Source organism: Lentiprolixibacter sp. (assembly GCF_982873095.1).
The window spans coordinates 1-20,451 of record NZ_CEYNTP010000007.1 but is presented as its reverse complement, the minus strand read 5'-3'; the positions used below and the strand labels follow the sequence as shown (position 1 = coordinate 20,451).

At 47.3% G+C, this 20,451-nt stretch carries 20 protein-coding genes; 17 read left to right on the top strand and 3 right to left on the bottom strand.

Translation table 11 applies throughout. The features are described from left to right. Window positions 1-4: 4 nt before the first annotated feature. Complete coding sequence (locus AC4E7D_RS01130) at window positions 5-2,863, bottom strand: VPS10 domain-containing protein (protein ID WP_490171959.1); 2,859 nt, start codon at window positions 2,861-2,863, stop codon at window positions 5-7. 179 nt (window positions 2,864-3,042) lie between these two features. Between AC4E7D_RS01130 and AC4E7D_RS01125 the strand changes: the two genes are divergently transcribed. Then, window positions 3,043-4,341 carry an aminopeptidase P family protein gene (locus AC4E7D_RS01125; RefSeq protein WP_490171958.1) on the top strand — a complete coding sequence of 433 codons (1,299 nt, stop codon included), beginning with the start codon at window positions 3,043-3,045 and terminating at the stop codon, window positions 4,339-4,341. Here AC4E7D_RS01125 and brnQ read toward each other — a convergent pair. After that, window positions 4,322-5,638, bottom strand: coding sequence for a branched-chain amino acid transport system II carrier protein (gene brnQ / locus AC4E7D_RS01120; RefSeq protein ID WP_490171957.1), 1,317 nt, complete (start codon window positions 5,636-5,638; stop codon window positions 4,322-4,324). The genes AC4E7D_RS01125 and brnQ overlap by 20 nt on opposite strands. A gap of 193 nt (window positions 5,639-5,831) precedes the next feature. Between brnQ and AC4E7D_RS01115 the strand changes: the two genes are divergently transcribed. Then, window positions 5,832-6,050 carry a DUF1660 family phage protein gene (locus tag AC4E7D_RS01115; RefSeq protein ID WP_490171956.1) on the top strand — a complete coding sequence of 73 codons (219 nt, stop codon included), beginning with the start codon at window positions 5,832-5,834 and terminating at the stop codon, window positions 6,048-6,050. On the opposite strand, the gene thiL is transcribed toward AC4E7D_RS01115, so the two are convergent. Further along, window positions 6,051-7,100, bottom strand: a complete 1,050-nt coding sequence (thiL, locus tag AC4E7D_RS01110; protein WP_490171955.1) for a thiamine-phosphate kinase — start codon at window positions 7,098-7,100, stop codon at window positions 6,051-6,053. A 74-nt stretch (window positions 7,101-7,174) separates the two neighbouring features. Between thiL and AC4E7D_RS01105 the strand changes: the two genes are divergently transcribed. From AC4E7D_RS01105 to AC4E7D_RS01035, 15 genes are all read left to right on the top strand, one after another. Further along, on the top strand, window positions 7,175-8,428 hold the full coding sequence (locus AC4E7D_RS01105; protein WP_490171954.1) for a choice-of-anchor B family protein: 1,254 nt from the start codon (window positions 7,175-7,177) through the stop codon (window positions 8,426-8,428). After that, complete coding sequence (locus tag AC4E7D_RS01100; protein ID WP_490171953.1) at window positions 8,425-9,783, top strand: hypothetical protein; 1,359 nt, start codon at window positions 8,425-8,427, stop codon at window positions 9,781-9,783. The genes AC4E7D_RS01105 and AC4E7D_RS01100 overlap by 4 nt, the downstream gene beginning before the upstream one ends. 121 nt (window positions 9,784-9,904) lie before the next feature. Further along, window positions 9,905-10,234 (top strand): HesB/IscA family protein, encoded by a 330-nt coding sequence (locus tag AC4E7D_RS01095; RefSeq protein WP_490171952.1) that lies wholly within the window; start codon window positions 9,905-9,907, stop codon window positions 10,232-10,234. Window positions 10,235-10,258: 24 nt separating this feature from the next. Beyond that, on the top strand, window positions 10,259-11,704 hold the full coding sequence (sufB, locus tag AC4E7D_RS01090; RefSeq protein ID WP_490171951.1) for a Fe-S cluster assembly protein SufB: 1,446 nt from the start codon (window positions 10,259-10,261) through the stop codon (window positions 11,702-11,704). 7 nt (window positions 11,705-11,711) lie between these two features. After that, window positions 11,712-12,581, top strand: coding sequence for an N-acyl homoserine lactonase family protein (locus AC4E7D_RS01085; protein WP_490171950.1), 870 nt, complete (start codon window positions 11,712-11,714; stop codon window positions 12,579-12,581). A gap of 6 nt (window positions 12,582-12,587) precedes the next feature. After that, window positions 12,588-13,340, top strand: a complete 753-nt coding sequence (sufC, locus tag AC4E7D_RS01080; RefSeq protein WP_490171949.1) for a Fe-S cluster assembly ATPase SufC — start codon at window positions 12,588-12,590, stop codon at window positions 13,338-13,340. A gap of 53 nt (window positions 13,341-13,393) precedes the next feature. Continuing rightward, complete coding sequence (sufD, locus tag AC4E7D_RS01075; RefSeq protein WP_490171969.1) at window positions 13,394-14,710, top strand: Fe-S cluster assembly protein SufD; 1,317 nt, start codon at window positions 13,394-13,396, stop codon at window positions 14,708-14,710. Between the two features lie 97 nt (window positions 14,711-14,807). Beyond that, window positions 14,808-15,371 carry an outer membrane protein gene (locus AC4E7D_RS01070; protein ID WP_490171948.1) on the top strand — a complete coding sequence of 188 codons (564 nt, stop codon included), beginning with the start codon at window positions 14,808-14,810 and terminating at the stop codon, window positions 15,369-15,371. Between the two features lie 59 nt (window positions 15,372-15,430). Then, complete coding sequence (locus AC4E7D_RS01065; protein ID WP_490171947.1) at window positions 15,431-16,006, top strand: outer membrane beta-barrel protein; 576 nt, start codon at window positions 15,431-15,433, stop codon at window positions 16,004-16,006. 70 nt (window positions 16,007-16,076) lie between these two features. Further along, complete coding sequence (locus tag AC4E7D_RS01060; RefSeq protein WP_490171946.1) at window positions 16,077-16,634, top strand: outer membrane beta-barrel protein; 558 nt, start codon at window positions 16,077-16,079, stop codon at window positions 16,632-16,634. Between the two features lie 105 nt (window positions 16,635-16,739). Beyond that, complete coding sequence (locus AC4E7D_RS01055) at window positions 16,740-17,954, top strand: aminotransferase class V-fold PLP-dependent enzyme (RefSeq protein WP_490171968.1); 1,215 nt, start codon at window positions 16,740-16,742, stop codon at window positions 17,952-17,954. Window positions 17,955-18,099: 145 nt separating this feature from the next. After that, the gene (locus AC4E7D_RS01050) at window positions 18,100-19,188 is read left to right on the top strand and encodes a zinc metalloprotease (protein WP_490171945.1); all 1,089 of its coding nucleotides are present in this window, start codon (window positions 18,100-18,102) and stop codon (window positions 19,186-19,188) included. An 81-nt stretch (window positions 19,189-19,269) separates the two neighbouring features. Then, a complete protein-coding gene (locus tag AC4E7D_RS01045; protein WP_490171944.1) occupies window positions 19,270-19,701 on the top strand; it encodes a hypothetical protein in 432 nt (143 codons plus the stop codon). A gap of 37 nt (window positions 19,702-19,738) precedes the next feature. Then, window positions 19,739-20,161 carry a SufE family protein gene (locus tag AC4E7D_RS01040; RefSeq protein ID WP_490171943.1) on the top strand — a complete coding sequence of 141 codons (423 nt, stop codon included), beginning with the start codon at window positions 19,739-19,741 and terminating at the stop codon, window positions 20,159-20,161. Window positions 20,162-20,166: 5 nt separating this feature from the next. Then, window positions 20,167-20,451 (top strand): iron-sulfur cluster assembly protein (locus AC4E7D_RS01035; protein ID WP_490171942.1); only part of this gene is annotated, 285 nt, incomplete at its 3' end.

Here is a 20,451-nt window from a genome sequence, read left to right as displayed (position 1 = left end):
TTTTTTATTCAATAGTAAAGGGCACTTCTCCCTTGACTTGTTTTCCTTTCATCTCGATAGTGTAGTTACCCTTGGGGAGATAGGTCTTCCCGTCACTTGCCCTTTTAAGCTCCATCTTCACTTTTTTCAGAAAGTCTGCCTTGCCCTTTTTGGAAAAGGCCAGGTCATAGGACAGCACATTTAAGCCCGTATCTGCATCGAGGGTCACTTCGCTAACTACGATATCGTCCTGGTATTTCACCAAAGCGGTGAATGCCCCGGAGGTGGCCGAATAGAAGGTGATGTCCAGGCCAGGGGTAACCGGTTTTCCCCAGGTACTGTAGCTGTTGCCCCATCTTGTGGAGTGCCTTACCTTGTCCAAATCAAAAATATGTAGCGACTTGGCCATGATCTCACTATCCAGCTTTTGCAGGTGTCCGATATCTGCACGGTAAATGCTCCGGCCATGAGTGCCCACAACGAGATGTTTGGCCTCGGGCTGCACAATCAGGTCATGCACGGCCACATTCGGGATACCCGCCTGGAACCAGTTCCATGTATTGCCCTGGTCCACAGAGGCATATAAACCGTCATCGGTCCCTATAAAGATCAGATTTTCATTTTCAGGGTCTTCCACAATCACATTGACCGGAGAATTCGGCAGACCGTTACCAAGGGGTTGCCAGGTGGTTCCGTAATCTTCGCTTTTATAGACGTATGGAGTGAAATCGTCCCAGCGATATCCGTTCAAGGTGGCATATACCCGACTTACTTTGTGCTGAGAAGCCACTACCCGGCTTACCCAAAGGTCGGGGGGCAGTGAGGAGGAGATGTTTTGCCAGTTTCCGCCGCCGTCCTTGGAGATGTGTATGTTTCCATCATCACTTCCCACATAGAGCAGCCCAAACTTAAAGGGCGATTCCGAAATCGTGGTCAGGGTCCCGAAAGCTACATTCCCCTTCTTGCCCCCTTTGGTGAGGTCAGGGGAGATGCTCTCCCAGCGATCCCCCTGGTTCATGGAACGGTGCAGCTTATTGCTCCCGAAGTACAGAATATCCTGGTTGTGGGGAGACAATAGGATTGGGGTTTGCCAGTTGAAGCGGTAAGGGGCTTCCCCCAATTCGTGTTTGGGTTGTATGGCTTTTCGTTTGCCCTTTTCGAGGTCCAGCCGATAGTAATTCCCAAATTGGAACCCGGTGTAGACAATATTGGGATTGCGGCGGTCTATCTGTACTTGCATGCCATCTCCTCCCATTATGGATTTCCAGGGGTTGTGCCCCGTCTGTAACCAGCGGTTATTAATGCTTGCAGTATGTGGCCCCATCCAAACCCCGTTGTCCTGAAGGCCGCCATATACATTGTAGGGTTGCTGATGGTCTACATTGATGGCGTAAAACTGGCCCACAGAGGTGGAGTTGTTCTTGGTCCAGGTTTCCCCATCGTCATAAGAGATGTTTAGTCCACCGTCATTGCCATTGATCAAATGTCCCGGCCTTGTGGGATTGATCCACAGGGCATGGTGGTCAGCATGTACGTTCTCTTTGCTGATCGAACTGAAGCTGGCGCCCCCATCGTCTGACTTCAGCAGGGGTACCCCGGCGATATAGATTTTATCCGGATTGTTCCGGTCTACCCGGATTTGTGCAAAATAATACCCGTAACTGTAGAACAGATCCTCCAGGTAGCCCTCGTGTTGTTTCTTCCAGGTTTTGCCGCCGTCATTGCTGCGGTATACCTCCGCTCCGATGACCGGGGTGTCAAAGAGCATTGCATTGGCGTCTTCCAGGTATCTGGCGAGATCAATAGGTTGCACAGCTCCGCTCCGTACCATTTGTTTTACATTTTCAGCTCGGTATTTCTCCTGGAAGCCGCTGCGTTTCAAAAAGGCATTCAGGCGGTTATTCTCCAGCTTTAGGAAATCGGCTTTGGACATTTCTTTAAAATCGTCTTTGCTAAGTTCCTTGGTGTCCTTGTCGTCCTTGTCGTCCTTTTTTTCCTTCGTCCTCCTGTCCTGGTTGTCGTGAACCGCGTATACGATGTTGTTGTCATAAAAGGCAAGGCCGATCCGCCCCACACCTGCGCCGGTAGGGAAACCACTTTCCGCTGTGGAAATTTTTGTCCAGCTATCTCCCCCATCGGTGCTTTTGTACATGCCAGAACCTTCCCCGTTGCCTTTGAAATTCCAGGCCTTGCGGTCCTTTTCCCAGGCAGCGGCAATCATCAGCCCGAAGTTATCAGGGGCATGTGCTACATCGATGATGCCGGTTTCCTCATTGATAAAAAGTGTTTTTCTCCAGGTCTTACCCCCATCTACGGTTTTGTAAATACCGCGTTCTTGATTCGGGGAATACAGGTGGCCGGTTACCCCAACGACTACCTCATCCGGGTTTTCCGGATGGATTAATATCCGGCCGATATGGTGAGAATCACTCAGCCCCATATGCTGCCAGCTCTTACCCTTATCAGTGGATTTCAGCATGCCAATCCCGGCATAAGAAGAGCGCGATGAATTGTTTTCTCCGGTACCGACCCATACCGTCCCTGTCTTCCAGTGCACGGCAATATCCCCCACGTTCTGGGTTTGGGTATTGTCAAGAACAGGGGTGAAAGAGACCCCATTGTTCCGGGTATACCACAATCCACCGGAGGCATAGCCCACATAGAATTCCACAGGGTTGTTGGGATTAACTTCAACATCCACCACACGGCCGCTCATAACCGTGGGTCCTATGTTGGTAAAGCGAAGGTTTTTCATCAGGGATTTTTCTTTCATCTCTGATTTCAGCGCCAGTCCTTTTTGGACGGCGTCTGCCGGAGTAGGGTTCACCTGGGCCATCAACTGAAGACTCAATAGTACGCTGACAGTGAGGAGTAATTGTTTCATAATAGGATTGTTCTGTTGGGGCATGAAAGTATGAATTTGTCAACCCTCAGGCAACTTTTTATGAGGGTTTCAGCTGAATACAAATGGATTTGTGAGCCCACTGCCTTACCGGGTAATGGATCCCGGCTGAACTTGTTGTGATGGCCTTTATTGCCTACTTTTGGGTAAAATCCGAAAAGATGAAATACGACCTCATTCCCAACTCCCTTTTTGTAAAAAACCGGAAGAAGTTCATGGCCGAAATGAAGCCCAAAAGCCTTGCGGTTTTCAACTCCAACGACATTTATCCCATAGGTGCAGATAGTACAATGCCCTTCCAGCAGCACCGGGATATTTTTTATTTGAGTGGGGTAGATCAGGAGGAATCCATCCTGTTACTATTTCCAGATGCCATAGAACAAAAACACCGCGAAGTTCTATTTGTGCGGGAAACCAATGCACACATTGCAGTTTGGGAAGGGGAGAAGCTCAGCAAGGAAAAGGCAACTATGGTTTCGGGTATTGAAACGGTCTATTGGCTGTCTGATTTTGATAAGGTCTTTTTTGATCTGATGACTGAGGCCGATACCATTTACTTCAACACCAATGAGCACTACCGCCAGTCTGTGGATACCCAGACCCGGGAAGACCGCTTTATTGAAAAGTGTAAGTCGGATTTTCCCGCCCACCAGTGGGCTAAAAGTAATCCTATTCTTCAGCAGTTGCGGGGGGTAAAGGAACCAGAAGAACTGCAGGTAATGCAGCACGCGTGTAGTATTACCAATAGAGGATTTCGAAGGGTACTGGAATTTGTGAAGCCCGGGGTTTGGGAATATGAGATTGAGGCTGAATTCCTGCATGAATTTATCCGAAACCGTTCCCGTGGATTTGCCTACACCCCTATTATCGCTTCGGGAAACAATGCGAATGTGCTTCATTACATAGAAAATAACCAGCAATGCCAGGCGGGCGACCTGATCCTGATGGATGTAGGGGCCGAATACGCCAATTATTCCAGCGATATGACACGGACCATCCCGGTAAACGGACGTTTTACGGACCGTCAGAAGGCGGTTTACAACGCCGTCCTTAGGGTCAAGCATGAGGCAACCAATATGCTGATCCCCGGCACGATGTGGGCAGAATACCATAAGGAAGTGGGCAAACTGATGACTTCTGAATTGCTTGGACTGGGGTTGCTTGACAAGGCAGATGTGCAAAAGGAGGACCCGGATTGGCCGGCTTACAAAAAATACTTCATGCACGGAACCAGTCACCACATCGGGCTGGACACCCACGACTACGGTGCATTAAAGACGCCAATGAAAGCGAACATGGTGTTTACCGTGGAACCCGGGATTTATATTCCTGAAGAAGGATTCGGGATCCGGATTGAGGACGATGTGGTGATACAGGAGAAAGGCGCCCCCCTCAACCTCATGGGAGACATTCCCATCGAAGTGGAGGAAATCGAGTCCCTTATGAATTCGGGGAAATAACATCCCTGTCCGACCTATTTCTGGAAAGTAGCCCATTGCCCAATATCAGGGTCAGCAGTGCGGGGATGCCCCAGCCCAGGTTGACTTCAGTGAAGGGAATCCATTGGAAATACACCTGCAATGCATCTCCCCACCCCAAACTACCTATAAAATCAGGGATGCTAAACAAAAGGGTAACGACCACCACCCATCTGAAAACTATGGGGGAAACCCACTTTTCAGGCAAGGTATTAAGGATGATGAGAACAATGGTAAGCGGATAAATGAACATTAGCGCCGGCAGGGCTACTGCTATAATGTAGTCCACATTTAGCTGGCCCATCACTACCCCCAGCAGCGAACCTACAAAAGCGGTTACTGTATAGGCTGTTTTTGAATCCCTGAATTGTGACTTCACAAAATCTGCTGTCCCGGTAATAATGCCCACAGCCGTCGTAAAACAGGCAAGGCTAATCAGCAGGCTTAAAAACAGATTGCCCTGTTTGCCGAGCGTGAAGGAACTGATCGCATATACCAATCCGGTCCTACTAATATCAGGCTCAAAAGCGTCCTGCAAGAGGGCTCCTGTGAGGATGAGCCCGCCATAGATGAAGAGCAAACCCAATCCTGATACCCAACCCGCCCGGGCAATCAGCCTCCTTTTGTCTTTATAGGAACCTGACTCTTTTTTTAAATTAAGCGAGACAATAATGACGCCCCCCACCACCACAGCGCCAATGGCATCAAAAGTCTGGTAGCCTTCCAGGATACCATGGGAGACCGGGTGCTCAATAAGGGAAGGGCCAAAATTAAAGTCGATGGTGAAGCTGGTTATCCCGATAATCGCAAGCAGGATAATAACGATGGCTGGAGTGAGAAACTTTCCAATAACGTCCATCACTTTGGACCTGTTCATGACAAAGATGAAAACCAGGATGAAGTATATACTGCTTGTGAGGAGTGGAGAGGTGTTAAAGAGCGGGGCGATCGCCATTTCGTGCGTAACCGATGCTGTCCTTGGCGAAGGGAGGGCTATGGAGATGGCGTAAACCGCATAGCAGTAGATCACACTAAATAATGGCGAGCACTTTTTTGCAAAATCAAACATGGTTCCCTGCAGCCGGGCGTGTGCCATAATACCCAAAATGGGTATGAATACGGCTGAAATGGAAAATCCGAGTACCAAAAGCCACCAGTCCTCTCCGGATTTAAAACCGAGCAAAGGCGGAAGGATGAGGTTCCCTGCCCCGAAGAAAAGCGAGAACAATGCCAGGGCTGTAACCAGGAGGGCTTCCTGCTTTTTCCATTTAAATTTCACGCGATAAATGTAGGGGATATGGGCCAAATATTACCACTCATCGAAAATGTCATAAAAAATAACCGTGTTACTCAATAATTTGAGCAGAGTGTTCGTTGGTTATTTAAGAATACGGTGATTGAAAATGAAAGCATGTTAAATCGCATTTGCAGATCCCGAAATCTTGCGCATGCTAACCAGTTAAACCTACATTATGAAGAAAATATTATGTTCTATTTTCGGTCACCACTATTCTGTCTCTAAGAAAGTGACCATGCACATCAAGGAGTACAAGTGCGTGCACTGTGGTAAACAAGTAACCACAGATGTCAGTGGTAACCTTTCCCTTCTTACACCAGAACTTCAAGAAATCAACGAGACCCTGGAAGAACTGTATCAGAAAAGACATGGTTCTATCCAGCAGGTAGCCTGACTATTCCGAAGTAAAGGCATTCCAGCCCTGCGCGGTCAAAGGAATTTTTGAACTATTCCTGGAAATCAAGTAAGCACCATCTTCCTTTTCTGTTACATGCCCCAAGACAGTAAAGTTAGGGTTGCCCTTAATTTTCGGGAATTTTTTTTGGTCAATGGTAAACAGCAATTCATAATCTTCGCCCCCGCTAAGCGCTACCAGCGAACTGTCTAGGTTGAATTCTTCACAGGTGGAGATCACCGTAGGGTCCAGAGGGATCTTATCCTCATACACAAAACAACCCACATTGCTCTGTTTGCATAAATGCAGCACCTCTGAAGAAAGTCCGTCACTGATATCGATCATGGAAGTGGGTTGTACTTCCAGTTTCTTAAGGAGTTCAACTACGTCCTTGCGTGCCTCAGGTTTCAATTGCCGCTCCACGAGATAGGCGTAGGGGGTAAGGTCTGGCTGGTTTTTCGGGTTAACCGCAAACACTTCCTGCTCACGTTTGAGCACCTGCAAACCAAGATACGCTCCCCCGAGGTCCCCGGTAACCACCAACAGGTCATTGGGTTTTGCCCCGGAACGGTAAACGATTTCCTCCTTCTTTGCCACACCTATGGCAGTGATACTGATCAGCATGCCCTTGTTGGAAGAAGTGGTGTCTCCCCCTACCATATCTACCTGGTAAAGTTCGCAGGCCAGGGCGATTCCGGAATACAATTCTTCCAGGGCTTCCAGGGGAAACCGGTTGGAAACTGCAATAGACACGGTTATTTGAGTAGCCTGGGCATTCATCGCATAGACGTCGCTCAGGTTTACCATCACCGCCTTATATCCCAGGTGTTTGAGGGGCATATATCCCAGGTCAAAATGGATCCCCTCCACCAGCAGGTCGGTTGTGACCACAGTGTCTACATCTTTGAACCGCATCACAGCGGCGTCATCACCTACACCTTTAATGGTAGAGGATTGCTTTACCTTAAAGTTTTTAGTGAGGTGGTCGATAAGTCCAAATTCCCCCATCTCCTCCAGGGAGGTCCTGCTATTCTCCTTATTTTCAAGCATGTCACAAATGTAAGGAGGGAGGCGAGATTAATCTTATCTTTAGGGAGAAAAAGAAACAGAAAACCAAGATTGTTATGAAAAAGGCCCTTTTGCTTTTTGGGTTGCTGCTGTTTTTCGCCTGTTCGAAGGATAGTGAACCTGCACCGGGTTCGGAAGTGCCCACTATGGGAGAGGAAAACCCTACAGAACCCGATGCTCCCCAGAGCAATTTTGTCCCCTGTGAAAATGGCAGGGCCGGAATATATCCCTGTTCCGGATATGACCTCCTCGGACATCTCGATTTGGCGGCGTTCAGTGCGTCATCAGGAAATGATGTCTGGGGTTGGACAGACACCACAACCGGCCGGGAATATGTCTTAATGGGCCTGGACAACGGGACGGCCTTTGTGGATATTACAGATACCGAAAACCTGATCTATCTTGGAAAGCTTCCCACGGCTACCGGGCCAAGTGCATGGAGGGACATCAAGGTGTATCAGGATCACGCGTTTATTGGTGCAGAAGCCAGCGGACATGGGATGCAGGTTTTTGACCTTACCCGCCTCCGCACAGTAAACAACCCTCCACAGCAATTTACTGCAGATTTCCGCTACACCGGTTTTGGGAATTCTCACAATATTGTCATCAATGAAACCACCGGGTATGCCTACGCGGTGGGGACTAACAGGGGGGATGCCTACAATGGCGGGGCCCACTTTATAGATATAAACGATCCGAAAAACCCGGTTTTGGCAGGGGGTTATGGGGATAACGGATATACGCATGATGCCCAGGTAGTGACCTATAATGGTCCTGACCCTGACTATACGGGAAGGGAAATATTCATTGGTGCCAATGAGGATCAGGTTGCGCTGGTGGACGTTACGGATAAAGCAAATCCGGTTACGATTTCGACCCTAACCTATGCCAATCTGGGGTATACCCATCAGGGTTGGTTCACTGAAGACCAGCGGTACTTTATTTTAGGCGACGAATTGGATGAACTCAACGATGGCTTTCAATCCCGCACCCTGGTTTTTGATTTTGAAGATCTTGACAATCCCGTTATGCATACCACCTACCTGGGTCCCACTTCGGCCATAGACCATAATGGTTATATCAAAGGCACAGAGTTTTTCCTGGCCAACTATACCGCCGGCGTACGTATCCTGGATATTTCAGCTATTGAAGGCCAGACCCTCACAGAAGTTGGCTATTTTGACTCCTACCCACCCAACAATACGGCCCAGTTTGACGGGGTGTGGAGTGTATACCCCTATTTCCCCAGTGGAAAAGTGGTGATCAGCGATATCAGTTCGGGCTTGTTCATAATTCAGAAATCCCAATGAAAGGCTGGAGCAAAATTTTTGGCTGGACAGGACTTTTTCTTCTCGTGATTTCCTGTTCCCGGGATGAGGAGCTGAACTATGGTCCGGAAGCAGATCTCGATACTTTCAAAGGTGAGATCGCCTGGGTGAAAACGTATGGGGGTTCCGGGGAAGACACAGCCCAATCCATAATTGAAACACGGGACGGGGGCTATGCAGTACTGGGGTATACCAATAGCACGGATGGCGATCTGGAAGGAAAGGCATTAGCGGTGAACGATTACTGGCTGCTTAAACTGGACGCGGAGGGAAACTTGCAGTGGAGCAAAACCTATGGGGGCAGTAAAGACGATAAGGGGCAGGCCGTTATTCAGACTGCGGATGGAGGCTATGCCCTTACCGGCTACTCAATGAGCGATGATGGGGATGGAAGTAACAACAACGGCTTTCATGACAACTGGATCCTGAAACTGGATGCCCAGGGGAATGTGGAATGGGAAAGGAGCTTCGGGTTTTCCGGACATGACCATTCCTATGACCTCGTCCAAACACCCGATGGAGGGTTTTTCTTTGTAGGGTTTCTGGATATCACTTCAGCCCTGGCCGATGGCACTTACAGGAAGGGGAATACGCTTACCCGTCACGGGGTTGGAGAATTCTGGGGGACCAAGATCGACGCCCTGGGGAATTTGGAATGGCGGAGGTATTACGGGGGCACTAATAATGACCGCGCCCAGTCGGTAGTGCGATCAGAGGATGGGGGGTTTGTAATGGCAGGCTTTTCCGAGAGCACGGATTTTGATATCAGCAACAGCCGGGGGAGTTACGATTTCTGGATAGTAAAGATCACCCGGGATGGTAACCTGGTCTGGGAGCGTTCTTTCGGTGGCTCAGGCATCGAGATCGCTTTTGACATCTCAAAAACGCCAGAGGGCTACTATGCTGTTGCCGGACATACCTTTAGCAATGACCAGGATGTAACACTGAATCAGGGGGAAGCCGATAGCTGGCTGATACAGGTCGATGATTTCGGCAGCCTGATGTGGGAACGTACCTACGGCGGGCCGCTTTTTGACGCGGCCCGGAGTGTAAATGCTATAAGTGGGGATCAATTGCTAATAGCAGGAAACACAAAAAGTCCGGACATTGGGACGCCGGGTAATGCCGGCGAAAATGATATTTGGGTGGCGAAAACCGATGCTGCCGGGAATGTCTTGTGGCAGGAAACCCTGCGGGGCAGCGCATTGGATTATGGGTTTGATGCGCTGGAGGATAGCCGGCAAGGTATTGTGGTTGTTGGTTCCAGCAACAGTCCGGATTTTATGGGTGTGCAAAACAAAGGAAATACGGACCTTGTCCTTGTTAAATTCAAATAGGGACACCCGGGTCATTTATAGAGGAATACTATCCTGCTATACGTTATAATAATGTTAGAAAATGCTGGAAAACCCGGTATTTCATTATATTTGCAAACTATTTAGAATAAATCCATATAAAATGATTAAGGTTTCCGATACGGCTAAACAAAAGGTGGTGTCCCTGATGACAGAGGAGGGATTCAATGCCGATACAGATTTCGTGCGTGTTGGTGTAAAGAGCGGTGGTTGCAGCGGTCTGTCCTACGAACTGAAATTTGATAACCAGGCCTCCGATACGGATAAGGTTTTTGAAGACAATTCGGTACGGATTGTAGTAGACAAGAAAAGTTTCCTCTACCTGGTGGGGACGACCCTGGAGTATTCAGGTGGCCTTAATGGAAAAGGATTTGTTTTTAATAACCCCAATGCACAGCGCACTTGTGGATGTGGGGAGAGCTTCTCTCTCTGATAACATAATAAAAGTATATAGCACATGGGGTATACTGAAGAAGAGTTAAAGAAAGAACTGGAGACTAAGGAATACGAGTACGGGTTTTACACCGACATCGAATCGGACACCTTGCCCAAAGGCCTCAATGAAGAGATTGTTATTGCCATCTCTAAGAAAAAGAATGAGCCACAATGGATGACAGACTGGCGTCTTGAGGCATTTAAGGCGTGGAAGGAAATGGTGGAACCGGAATGGGCCAATATCCATTACAAGAAACCCGATTTCCAGGATATCTCCTATTACTCTGCCCCCAATAAAAAACCCAAGTACAACAGCCTGGATGAGGTAGACCCGGAATTACTCGATACCTTCAAAAGACTGGGGATCTCTATTGAAGAGCAAAAGAAACTTGCAGGTGTGGCCGTGGATATCGTAATGGATTCGGTCTCTGTAGCCACCACCTTTAAGAAGACCCTGGCAGAGAAGGGGATCATATTTTGTTCCATCTCAGAGGCCATTCAGGAGCATCCGGATCTTGTCAAAAAATATATAGGTACTGTTGTCCCCCAGAAAGATAATTTCTACGCTGCGCTGAATTCAGCGGTCTTTTCAGATGGTTCCTTCTGCTACATTCCCAAAGGCGTAAAATGTCCCATGGAGCTCTCCACCTATTTCAGGATCAACCAGGCGGGAACAGGACAGTTTGAACGCACCCTGGTGATCGCCGATGAGGGGAGTTATGTGAGTTACCTCGAAGGGTGTACCGCCCCTTCACGCGACGAAAACCAATTGCACGCGGCGGTCGTAGAGCTTATTGCACTTGACAATGCGGAGATCAAATATTCTACTGTTCAAAACTGGTTCCCCGGGGACAAGGAAGGACACGGAGGAGTATACAACTTCGTTACCAAGCGGGGACTTTGCGAGCGCAACGCCAAGATATCCTGGACCCAGGTGGAAACTGGTTCTGCAATTACCTGGAAATATCCTTCCTGTGTGTTAAAAGGAGACAATTCTATAGGAGAGTTTTATTCCATTGCCGTAACAAACAATTACCAGCAGGCGGATACCGGCACCAAAATGATCCATCTCGGGAAAAACACCAGGAGTACGATCATTTCGAAAGGGATCTCTGCCGGAAAATCCCAGAACAGCTACCGCGGCCTGGTTCAGGTAAACAGCAGGGCGGAAAACGCAAGGAACTTTTCCCAGTGTGATTCACTGCTTATGGGCAACAACTGTGGCGCCCATACCTTTCCTTATATAGAAGCGAGGAATAAAAGTGCACAGATAGAACACGAGGCCACTACGAGTAAGATCGGGGAGGACCAGATATTTTACTGCAACCAGCGCGGGATCGATACGGAAAAAGCCATTGCTTTGATCGTGAACGGATTCAGCAAGGAAGTGCTGAACAAGCTTCCCATGGAATTTGCGGTGGAAGCCCAGAAATTATTGGAAATAAGCCTGGAGGGTTCAGTAGGATAAGATAACTATGAAATTGAAGAACGTTATACTGGCAGTTTTGGTTTTGGCTTTTGCTTCCTGCAAGCAGGGATCAAAAGAGCAAGCCGATGCAAAAACTCAGGAGGCACCCGAAATCAAATTGTACACCTTTGACGGGGGTACGGTGCAAGTGAACGCCCTGGAGCTTTTTGCCCAGGACGAAACCTACAAGGGGCAAAGTAAAGAGTTTGCAGATGCCTTTTATGTGATCGTGCACCCGGAAGGCACCCTGATGTGGGATGCCGGGTTGTCTGAATCCCTTATTGGCCTTCCCGAGCCGTATACCTCTCCTGACGGCAATTTTACCGTGTCCAGAAAGGATTCAGTGGTCAACCAACTGGCCAGCATCGGTTTGGGCACAGAGGACATTAATTATATCGCATTTTCCCATACCCATTTTGACCATACCGGGCATGCCGCTGCTTTAAAAGAGGCTACATGGCTGGTCCAGAAAGAGGAGTATGATTTCGTTATGGGAGAGGAAGTGCGCAGCTCCAATCCGGAAATGTACGAAGCTGTGAAAGACCTGGACAAGGTGAAAAAGATCGAAGGGGACTACGATGTATTCGGGGACGGCACTGTGGTTTTCAAATACATGCCGGGACATACCCCGGGACACCAGGTGTTGTACCTCAACATGAAGGAACATGGCCCCTTATTGCTTTCTGGCGATCTGTACCATTTTTACGAGAACAGGGAATACCAGCGTATCCCCATATTTAATTACGATGTTGCCCAAACACGGGAGAGCATGAAGGCTTTCGAAGCTTTTGCAGAAGCGGAGAACGCTGAGGTCTACCTGCAACATCAAAAAGAAGATTTTGAAAAGCTGCCTAAGGCACCTAAATATTTAAAATAAAACGAAATGCTTAAGATAGTTAATCTACATGCCGGGGTTGAAGGCAACGAGATTTTGAATGGGATCAACCTTGAAGTCAATGCCGGTGAAGTGCATGCGATAATGGGCCCCAATGGATCCGGGAAAAGTACCCTGGCTGCTGTAATCGCCGGAAAAGAAGAATTTGAGGTAACGGAAGGACAGGTTTTTTTGGATGGGGAAGACCTTGAGGATACGGCTCCTGAGGAGCGTGCCCACAAAGGCATTTTTATGTCTTTCCAGTACCCTGTGGAAATCCCTGGGGTTACCGTGACCAATTTTATGAAAACGGCCATCAATGAATCCCGCAAGGCCAGGGGAGAAAAAGAGATGCCTGCCAACCAGATGTTGAAGAAGATCCGCGAGAAGGCAGAACTGCTGGAAATCGACCGCAAATTCCTTTCCCGATCCCTGAATGAAGGGTTCTCCGGGGGGGAGAAAAAGAGGAATGAGATCTTCCAGATGGCCATGCTGGAGCCTAAACTGGCGATCCTGGATGAAACCGATTCCGGACTGGACATCGATGCCCTCAGGATCGTGGCCAATGGCGTAAATAAACTAAAGAACAAAGACAACGCGGTAATCGTAATTACCCACTACCAGCGTCTGCTGGATTATATAGTTCCGGATTATGTGCACGTACTGCACGAAGGAAAGATCGTGAAATCCGGCACCAAGGAACTGGCCCTGGAACTTGAAGAAAAAGGGTACGATTGGATTAAAAACGAACCGGTAGCATAGCTTCATAGAGAGTGTCGCAATTCGGTTAAAGTTACAGCAAGGAAAACATGGCAATAGATCTGAAAGAAAAACTGGTATCCTCCTTTATGGCTTTTGAGAACAAGGTAGATGTAGAAGACCCTGTTCACGAAATACGCCTCAATGCGATTAAGAATTTCGAGGCGAAAGGTTTTCCCACTAGCAAGGAAGAAGCCTGGAAATACACCTCTTTAAGGAAACTGGCAAAAGTAAATTTCAGTGTTTTTCCCAAAAAGTCCCAAACACTTGAGTACCGGGATGTGAAGAAATATTTCCTGCACGAAATAGACACCTATAAGATCGTGTTTGTTGATGGGGTGTACAGCTCCTATCTTTCGGAGACCACCCATGATGGGGTGGATGTATGTCTTATGAGTGCTGCACTCAGCAAGCCCATGTACAGGCAGGTGATCGATGTATACTTTAACAAGGCAGCCTCCAGGGAGGAGCATATGACTTCCCTTAACACGGCCTTTAGCAGGGAAGGGGCTTACATCTATATCCCCAAAAATAAAGCGCCCATTAAACCTGTAGAGATTTTGCACTTTTCCACTGGAACAGAGGCCGCCCTGATGCTGCAACCCCGCAACCTCATTGTGGTAGAGGAAAATGCGGAACTCCAGGTGATCGAAAGGCACCAGAGCCTTACAGACAATGAGATCCTTACGAACAGTGTTACTGAGATCTTTGCTGCCGAGAATGCCATCGTGGATTACTACAAGGTGCAGAACGACAGGCACACAGCTTCGCTCATAGACAATACCTATATTTCCCAGAAAGCCAAGAGTACGGTAAAGGTGCACACCTTTTCCTTTGGCGGGAAACTCACCCGGAATAACCTGAACTATTACCAGCACGGTTCCCATATTGACTCTACCATGAAAGGGGTAACCATTATAGGGGAAAAACAGCATGTGGACCACCACACCCTGGTGCATCACCAGGAACCCAACTCTGAGAGCCACCAGGATTACAAGGGGATCTACGGGGAAAAATCTACAGGGGTGTTCAACGGGAAGATCGTTGTGGACCAGATCGCCCAGAAGACGAACGCCTTTCAGCAAAACAACAATATCCTGATCAGCGACAAGGCCACTATCAATACCAAACCCCAGCTGGAGATCTTTGCGGACGACGTTAAATGTTCGCATGGCTGTACCATTGGTCAGCTCGATGAAGACGCCATGTTCTACCTACAGTCCAGGGGAATCCCCAAAAAAGAGGCAACTGCATTGTTGATGTACGCCTTTACCGATGATGTCATGAACAGTGTACGCCTGCCCGAACTCAAGAACCGTATCAACAATCTGATTGCGGAAAAACTTGGGGTAAGGATGGGGTTTGACTTGTAAGGAAATTCTCCTAAAAATATCCTAATTAACGTTCTTTTAGAAGGACGCATTTTATGTGTTGTATAGCTTAGTATTACTAACTAAGTACAACAACCAGATGAAGAAAACACTTTCCATCGCACTCCTGTTCATGGGGATGATTTTAGTACACGCACAGGAAAAGGACTGGAGTATAGAAGTGAATTACCCTGTTTCCATTGGAGAAGATTTTGGAGCCTCTAACCAAGGCTTGTTTGGAATTGGAACAAAATACCGATTTGCACAAGTAGGAAATTGGCAGCTGGGGGCGTCGCTGGATGGGAGCTGGTTTTCTACGAAATTTGTCCGGGATTCAGACCCTCCTCAGACAGACAAGGTTCGGGATTTGTTTGTACAGCCCCGCTTCTTTGCTGCTTTGCCGGCTACGCAGAATGGAAAATTACAGCTGTTGGCGGGCCTGGGTTGGACAGCATACCGCATTTCAGTTGAAAATCTAGTCGGGGAGCAGAGCACAGGGAAAACGGTAAACTGGAACAGCGGACTGAATGCAAATGCGGGTTTGACTTTGGATATTTCGAACAGCTGGTTCCTGGCGACGCAATTTGACCTTATCCTTTCATCCGGGGAGAGTGATGACAGGACTATTGGATTGATGAAAGTAGGCGCTGGTATCCGGTTTTAGTACCGAAATCCGGGATTTTTACCTTTTTCATTTCAATTAACTTCTTAAATCACCTATTTATGACAAAGAACTACACGCTTACATTTCTCCTTTTTTTACTTTTTCTGACCGCCAGCGCCCAGGACAAAAAATGGCATCTTGAAGCACATTATCCCGTATCCATTGGGAACACTTTTAATAGTGATGAGAGGGGCCTTATGGATTTTGGCATCGGGTACCGCTTCTTATCTGCAGGGAATGTTAATTTAGGTATATCATTCAACTACACGCGTTTTGCAGATGAATTACCAGACCGCAATGATCCGCTAGGGCTCAGAGAAGTGAAGTTTACAGACCAGTTTTTTCAGCCGCGTCTTTTCGCTGAATTTGCCTTACCTCCCAATAAGAAACTTGTCATGGGAGCAGGTATAGGTTACACCTTTTTAAGATCACAGGGGCAGCTCTTCTTCAACGAAGAAGGCAGAATTGATGGAATTGAAAACAGTGGAGGCTTCAATTTCAATGTACAGGCTAGTTACAACATAACATCACACTGGTATCTCAATATTCAGTATGACTTGATTTTAATTGATTCTGAAGTTAATCCCGATGACCAGATAAGTATATTAAAATTCGGAGGAGGGATCCGGTTTTAATATATGGTGAAAAGGGCTTTTGACTTTTTAACAAGTACCAATTGAAAAACCACTAATAAGTAAATTCAATATGAAAAAGTACTACACTTTTGCCTTTTTACTCTTCATGATCCTGGCAACGGCCAGCGCCCAGGACAAAAAATGGAGCGTGGAAGCCAGTTACCCCATTTCCGTAGGGGATGAATTCGATCTCGATGGACGAGGTATCCTGGATCTGGGTGTTCGGTATCGATTTCTGGAATTTGGAAGATTTGAATTAGGGGCATCTGTTAATAGCAGTCTATTCTTTGATAGCAGTATTGGAAATGGCAGTGAAGACATCGATTTCAGCCGTGTTTTTTTGCAGCCCCGGCTATTTCTGGAAACTAGAATTCCCGGATTGGAAGGATTGCGTCCTTCTTTTGGATTGGGGTATACCTGGGATTTTTTTAATAGCTCTAATTTCAACTCTTTTCCTGGTGGGGATTTTTCATTTACTGAAGGGGGTTTAAATTTGAACCTTGGTGTATCCTTAGATGTTTACAGAAATTGGTTTCTGCAGCTGCAATACGATTACATCAGACAAGACCTGGATTTTACTATAAATGAAATTGGGTTATTAAAAGTTGGCGTAGGGCTTCGTTTTTGATTCTGGATATAGAGGTCTTAAACAAGAAGCCTACTTAATATTTATGTATTGTTTCACAAGGGATAACTAAAAGCTTCGGTATCTTTGCACCTCATGAAAACTGCAATGCTGGACGTACAAAAGATTCGACAGGATTTTCCCATCCTGAAGCGCGAGATCCACGGTCACCCTTTGGTCTACCTGGACAATGCGGCTACTTCCCAGACCCCGAAACAGGTCATGGAGGTTATAGTGGATTATTACTCCCGCTACAACGCCAACATCCACCGCGGCGTCCACACCCTTTCCCAGGAAGCTACCGATGCGTATGAGAAGGCAAGGCAGACCCTTCAAAAGCATTTCAATGCCCGCAAGGCCCATGAGATCATCTTTACTTCGGGCACGACCCATGGCATCAACCTGGTAGCTAATGGATTTGCCCCTTTTCTGAAGTCGGGAGATGAATTATTGGTTTCCGCAATGGAACACCACTCCAATATTGTGCCCTGGCAGATGCTGTGTGAAAAGACAGGAGCTACCCTGAAGGTAATCCCTATGAATACCGATGGAGAGCTTATCATGGAAACGTTTCACAGCCAGCTGAATGAAAATACAAAACTGGTATTCTGTAACCACGTCTCCAATGCCCTCGGAACCATCAATCCCATAGAAGAGATCATCCGGGCCGCTCATGCCGTAGGGGCAGCCGTATTGATAGATGGTGCCCAGGCCGCCCCGCATATGATTGCGGATGTGCAGGCACTGGATGTGGATTTTTACACGGTATCTGCCCATAAAGTTTGTGGTCCTACCGGGATGGGCATGCTTTTTGGAAAGGAAGAATGGCTGAATAAAATGCCGCCCTATCAGGGTGGGGGCGAAATGATCGCTGAGGTCACCTTCGAAAAAACTACCTATGCCGACCTGCCCCATAAATTTGAAGCAGGTACTCCTAATATTTGTGGGGGTATCGCATTTGGAGCTGCAATTGATTACCTGAACGCCATTGGCTTTGAGACTATCGCCACCTATGAAAATGAATTACTGGCCTATGCTACAGCACAGCTCCTCGCCATTGAAGGCCTTAAGATTTACGGGACTGCTACCAATAAGACCTCGGTTATTTCTTTCAATGTGAAGGGTATACACCCTTACGATATTGGGACACTACTGGATAAAATGGGGATAGCCGTAAGAACCGGGCACCATTGCGCACAGCCAATTATGGATTACTATCAGATCCCGGGAACGGTGAGGGCCAGTTTTTGTTTCTACAACACCCGCAAAGAGGTAGATGCACTGGTAGCCGGGGTAAAAAGGGCTGTTGCCATGCTACAATAGTATCCGGAAGGATTTTCAGTTTTTCCCTCATTTTAGTAAAGTCATCGTAAAGACCATTCATCGGTAATCATCCCTTGTATTCTTAATTATTTGTTAAAAAATTCTATATTCAGGGCAGTAAATAACCATTAAACACAAAACATTTATGAAAAAAGTACTGTTTTTAGGGGGATTGGCGGCTATGATCCTGCTCTCCTGTGAAAAGGAAACAAATCAGGCTGTGCTCCCTGAAGCTCAGGACATCCAGGTGGATATGAGCGATTTCTTCGTGTACACGGATGAACCTGACGATACTGCGGCCAAAGGCCCTAAGGGAAAATCCTGCGCAACCATGAAAGTCTTAAATGAAAAGTTGCGGGCTAATCCCGGCCTTGAGCAGCGGATGTACAATATCGAAAAACATACACGGACCTTTATTGCTTCCAAAAAACCAGACAAACCTGGTAATGGTAACGGTGGTGGCGGCTCCGGCGGGGGCGGGGGAGAGGAACCTCCGGTTGACGACGGACTTGGGGTGATCAATATCCCCGTTGTGGTACATGTAATTTATAGCAATTCCAATGAAAACATAAGCGATGCCCAGATCAATTCTCAAATTGCTGTCCTGAATGACGATTTTAATGCCACTAACAACGATGTGAATGGTGTTCCGGGAGAATTTTCTTCCCTGGTAGCCGATTCTGATTTTAACTTTACGGTGGATCAGGTTATCCGGGTTTCTTCCAGCAGGACATCCTGGGGTACTAATGATGACATGAAGTTTTCCTCCAACGGAGGTTCTGATGCTGTGAATCCAGAATCTAAATTGAATATTTGGGTATGCAACATTGGTGGGGGCATCCTGGGGTATGCGCAATTCCCGGGCGGTAGTGCTTCCACAGACGGGATAGTAGTCTCTCCACAATTCTTTGGAAATACAGGCTTTGTTCAGCCGCCATTTGACGAAGGTCGAACAACCACCCATGAGGTGGGGCACTGGTTAAACCTGCGCCATATCTGGGGAGATGGGCGCTGCAACCGAGATGATTTTGTAGCGGATACGCCTAAGTCTGATCGTCCCAACTACGGATGTCCAGGCTATCCCACCGTACATTGCAGGTCTAATGACATGACTATGAACTATATGGACTATGTGGATGACGCATGTATGTATATGTTCTCAACCGGACAAAAGGAACGAATGCGGGCCATTTTTACCGCAGGAGGTCCCAGGGAGAGTTTCATTATACCCTAGTGGAAATAACTTTTACTTTGAAAGGCACCTTTTTGGTGCCTTTTTTTGTATACTTCGTAAAGCAAATTTAAAATCAAAGGCATGCGTTTTTTTATCTGTTGGATGGCGATATTTCAGATCGGTGGATGTGCCAACAATTCCAATGTACAGGATTCACCCGATCTTCTGGTCTATGAGGCCTCATCCAGGGGATACTTTTACCGCATTGAAGTTGATCAGGAATCCATTAGGGTGTTTGAAGACCGTTCATTGGAATCCTACAGACAAAGAAAGGTACAACCCATAGAATGGCAGGAGCTGCTCAGGCAACTGGGGGATTTACATCCGGACACCCTTGCGGAACTTGAGGTGGAAACGGAACAAAGTGCTACGGACAGGTCGGCCATAGGGGTGTTTTCCATGCAAAAGGGAACACGCAGCTATGAAACCCCTGCATTTGACGACAATAACCCTCCCGAGTCGCTTAAAGCATTGATTGCCCTGATGCGGGCATTGGCAGAAACTGTTGAATGACCCGTCTACTTATCGTATTTTTGCTAAAAATTTGATCATGAGCATTAAGGAAAAGCAGGACGAAATCGTTGAGGAGTTTTCCATGTTTGACGACTGGATGCAGCGGTATGAATATATGATCGAACTCGGGAAATCCCTTCCCCTCATCGACGAGGCCTATAAGACCGATGATAATATTATCAAAGGCTGCCAGAGTAAAGTCTGGGTACATGCCGAACTCGATAAGGACAAGCTGGTTTTTACGGCAGACAGTGATGCGATAATTACCAAAGGCATCATTGCCATCCTGATACGGGCGTTCAGCGGGGAAAAACCCCAGGACATCATTGATGCTGATACCGAATTCATCGATGAGATCGGGCTGAAAGAACATTTATCCCCCACGCGCGCCAATGGCCTGGTAAGTATGATCAAACAATTGAAGATGTATGCCATTGCCTATCAAACCCAATTGAATTAAACACTATGAGTGAGGCTATTCGAGATACACAGGAACTGGGAGAAAAGATCGTTCGGGTACTAAAGACCATTTACGATCCTGAGATTCCCGTAGATATATATGAACTCGGGCTTATTTACGACGTTTTTGTGAACGAAGAAAACGACGTAAAGATCCTGATGACCCTGACTTCACCTAATTGCCCGGTAGCGGAATCACTGCCTATGGAAGTAGAGGAAAAGGTGAAATCCCTTGATCTGGTAAGGGGTGCTGAGGTGGAGATTACCTTTGATCCCCCATGGACCCAGGAC

What these genes read in the sequence shown, in the direction of transcription:
- AC4E7D_RS01100 (WP_490171953.1), top strand. Translation starts at nt 8,425, where the DNA reads ATGAAAGGCTGGAGCAAAATTTTTGGCTGGACAGGACTTTTTCTTCTC.
- AC4E7D_RS01060 (WP_490171946.1), top strand. Translation starts at nt 16,077, where the DNA reads ATGAAAAAGTACTACACTTTTGCCTTTTTACTCTTCATGATCCTGGCA.
- AC4E7D_RS01085 (WP_490171950.1), top strand. Translation starts at nt 11,712, where the DNA reads ATGAAATTGAAGAACGTTATACTGGCAGTTTTGGTTTTGGCTTTTGCT.
- AC4E7D_RS01095 (WP_490171952.1), top strand. Translation starts at nt 9,905, where the DNA reads ATGATTAAGGTTTCCGATACGGCTAAACAAAAGGTGGTGTCCCTGATG.
- AC4E7D_RS01045 (WP_490171944.1), top strand. Translation starts at nt 19,270, where the DNA reads ATGCGTTTTTTTATCTGTTGGATGGCGATATTTCAGATCGGTGGATGT.
- AC4E7D_RS01070 (WP_490171948.1), top strand. Translation starts at nt 14,808, where the DNA reads ATGAAGAAAACACTTTCCATCGCACTCCTGTTCATGGGGATGATTTTA.
- AC4E7D_RS01065 (WP_490171947.1), top strand. Translation starts at nt 15,431, where the DNA reads ATGACAAAGAACTACACGCTTACATTTCTCCTTTTTTTACTTTTTCTG.
- AC4E7D_RS01050 (WP_490171945.1), top strand. Translation starts at nt 18,100, where the DNA reads ATGAAAAAAGTACTGTTTTTAGGGGGATTGGCGGCTATGATCCTGCTC.
- sufB (WP_490171951.1), top strand. Translation starts at nt 10,259, where the DNA reads ATGGGGTATACTGAAGAAGAGTTAAAGAAAGAACTGGAGACTAAGGAA.
- sufC (WP_490171949.1), top strand. Translation starts at nt 12,588, where the DNA reads ATGCTTAAGATAGTTAATCTACATGCCGGGGTTGAAGGCAACGAGATT.
- AC4E7D_RS01105 (WP_490171954.1), top strand. Translation starts at nt 7,175, where the DNA reads ATGAAAAAGGCCCTTTTGCTTTTTGGGTTGCTGCTGTTTTTCGCCTGT.
- thiL (WP_490171955.1), bottom strand. Translation starts at nt 7,100, where the DNA reads ATGCTTGAAAATAAGGAGAATAGCAGGACCTCCCTGGAGGAGATGGGG.
- AC4E7D_RS01115 (WP_490171956.1), top strand. Translation starts at nt 5,832, where the DNA reads ATGAAGAAAATATTATGTTCTATTTTCGGTCACCACTATTCTGTCTCT.
- AC4E7D_RS01130 (WP_490171959.1), bottom strand. Translation starts at nt 2,863, where the DNA reads ATGAAACAATTACTCCTCACTGTCAGCGTACTATTGAGTCTTCAGTTG.
- AC4E7D_RS01040 (WP_490171943.1), top strand. Translation starts at nt 19,739, where the DNA reads ATGAGCATTAAGGAAAAGCAGGACGAAATCGTTGAGGAGTTTTCCATG.
- AC4E7D_RS01125 (WP_490171958.1), top strand. Translation starts at nt 3,043, where the DNA reads ATGAAATACGACCTCATTCCCAACTCCCTTTTTGTAAAAAACCGGAAG.
- AC4E7D_RS01055 (WP_490171968.1), top strand. Translation starts at nt 16,740, where the DNA reads ATGCTGGACGTACAAAAGATTCGACAGGATTTTCCCATCCTGAAGCGC.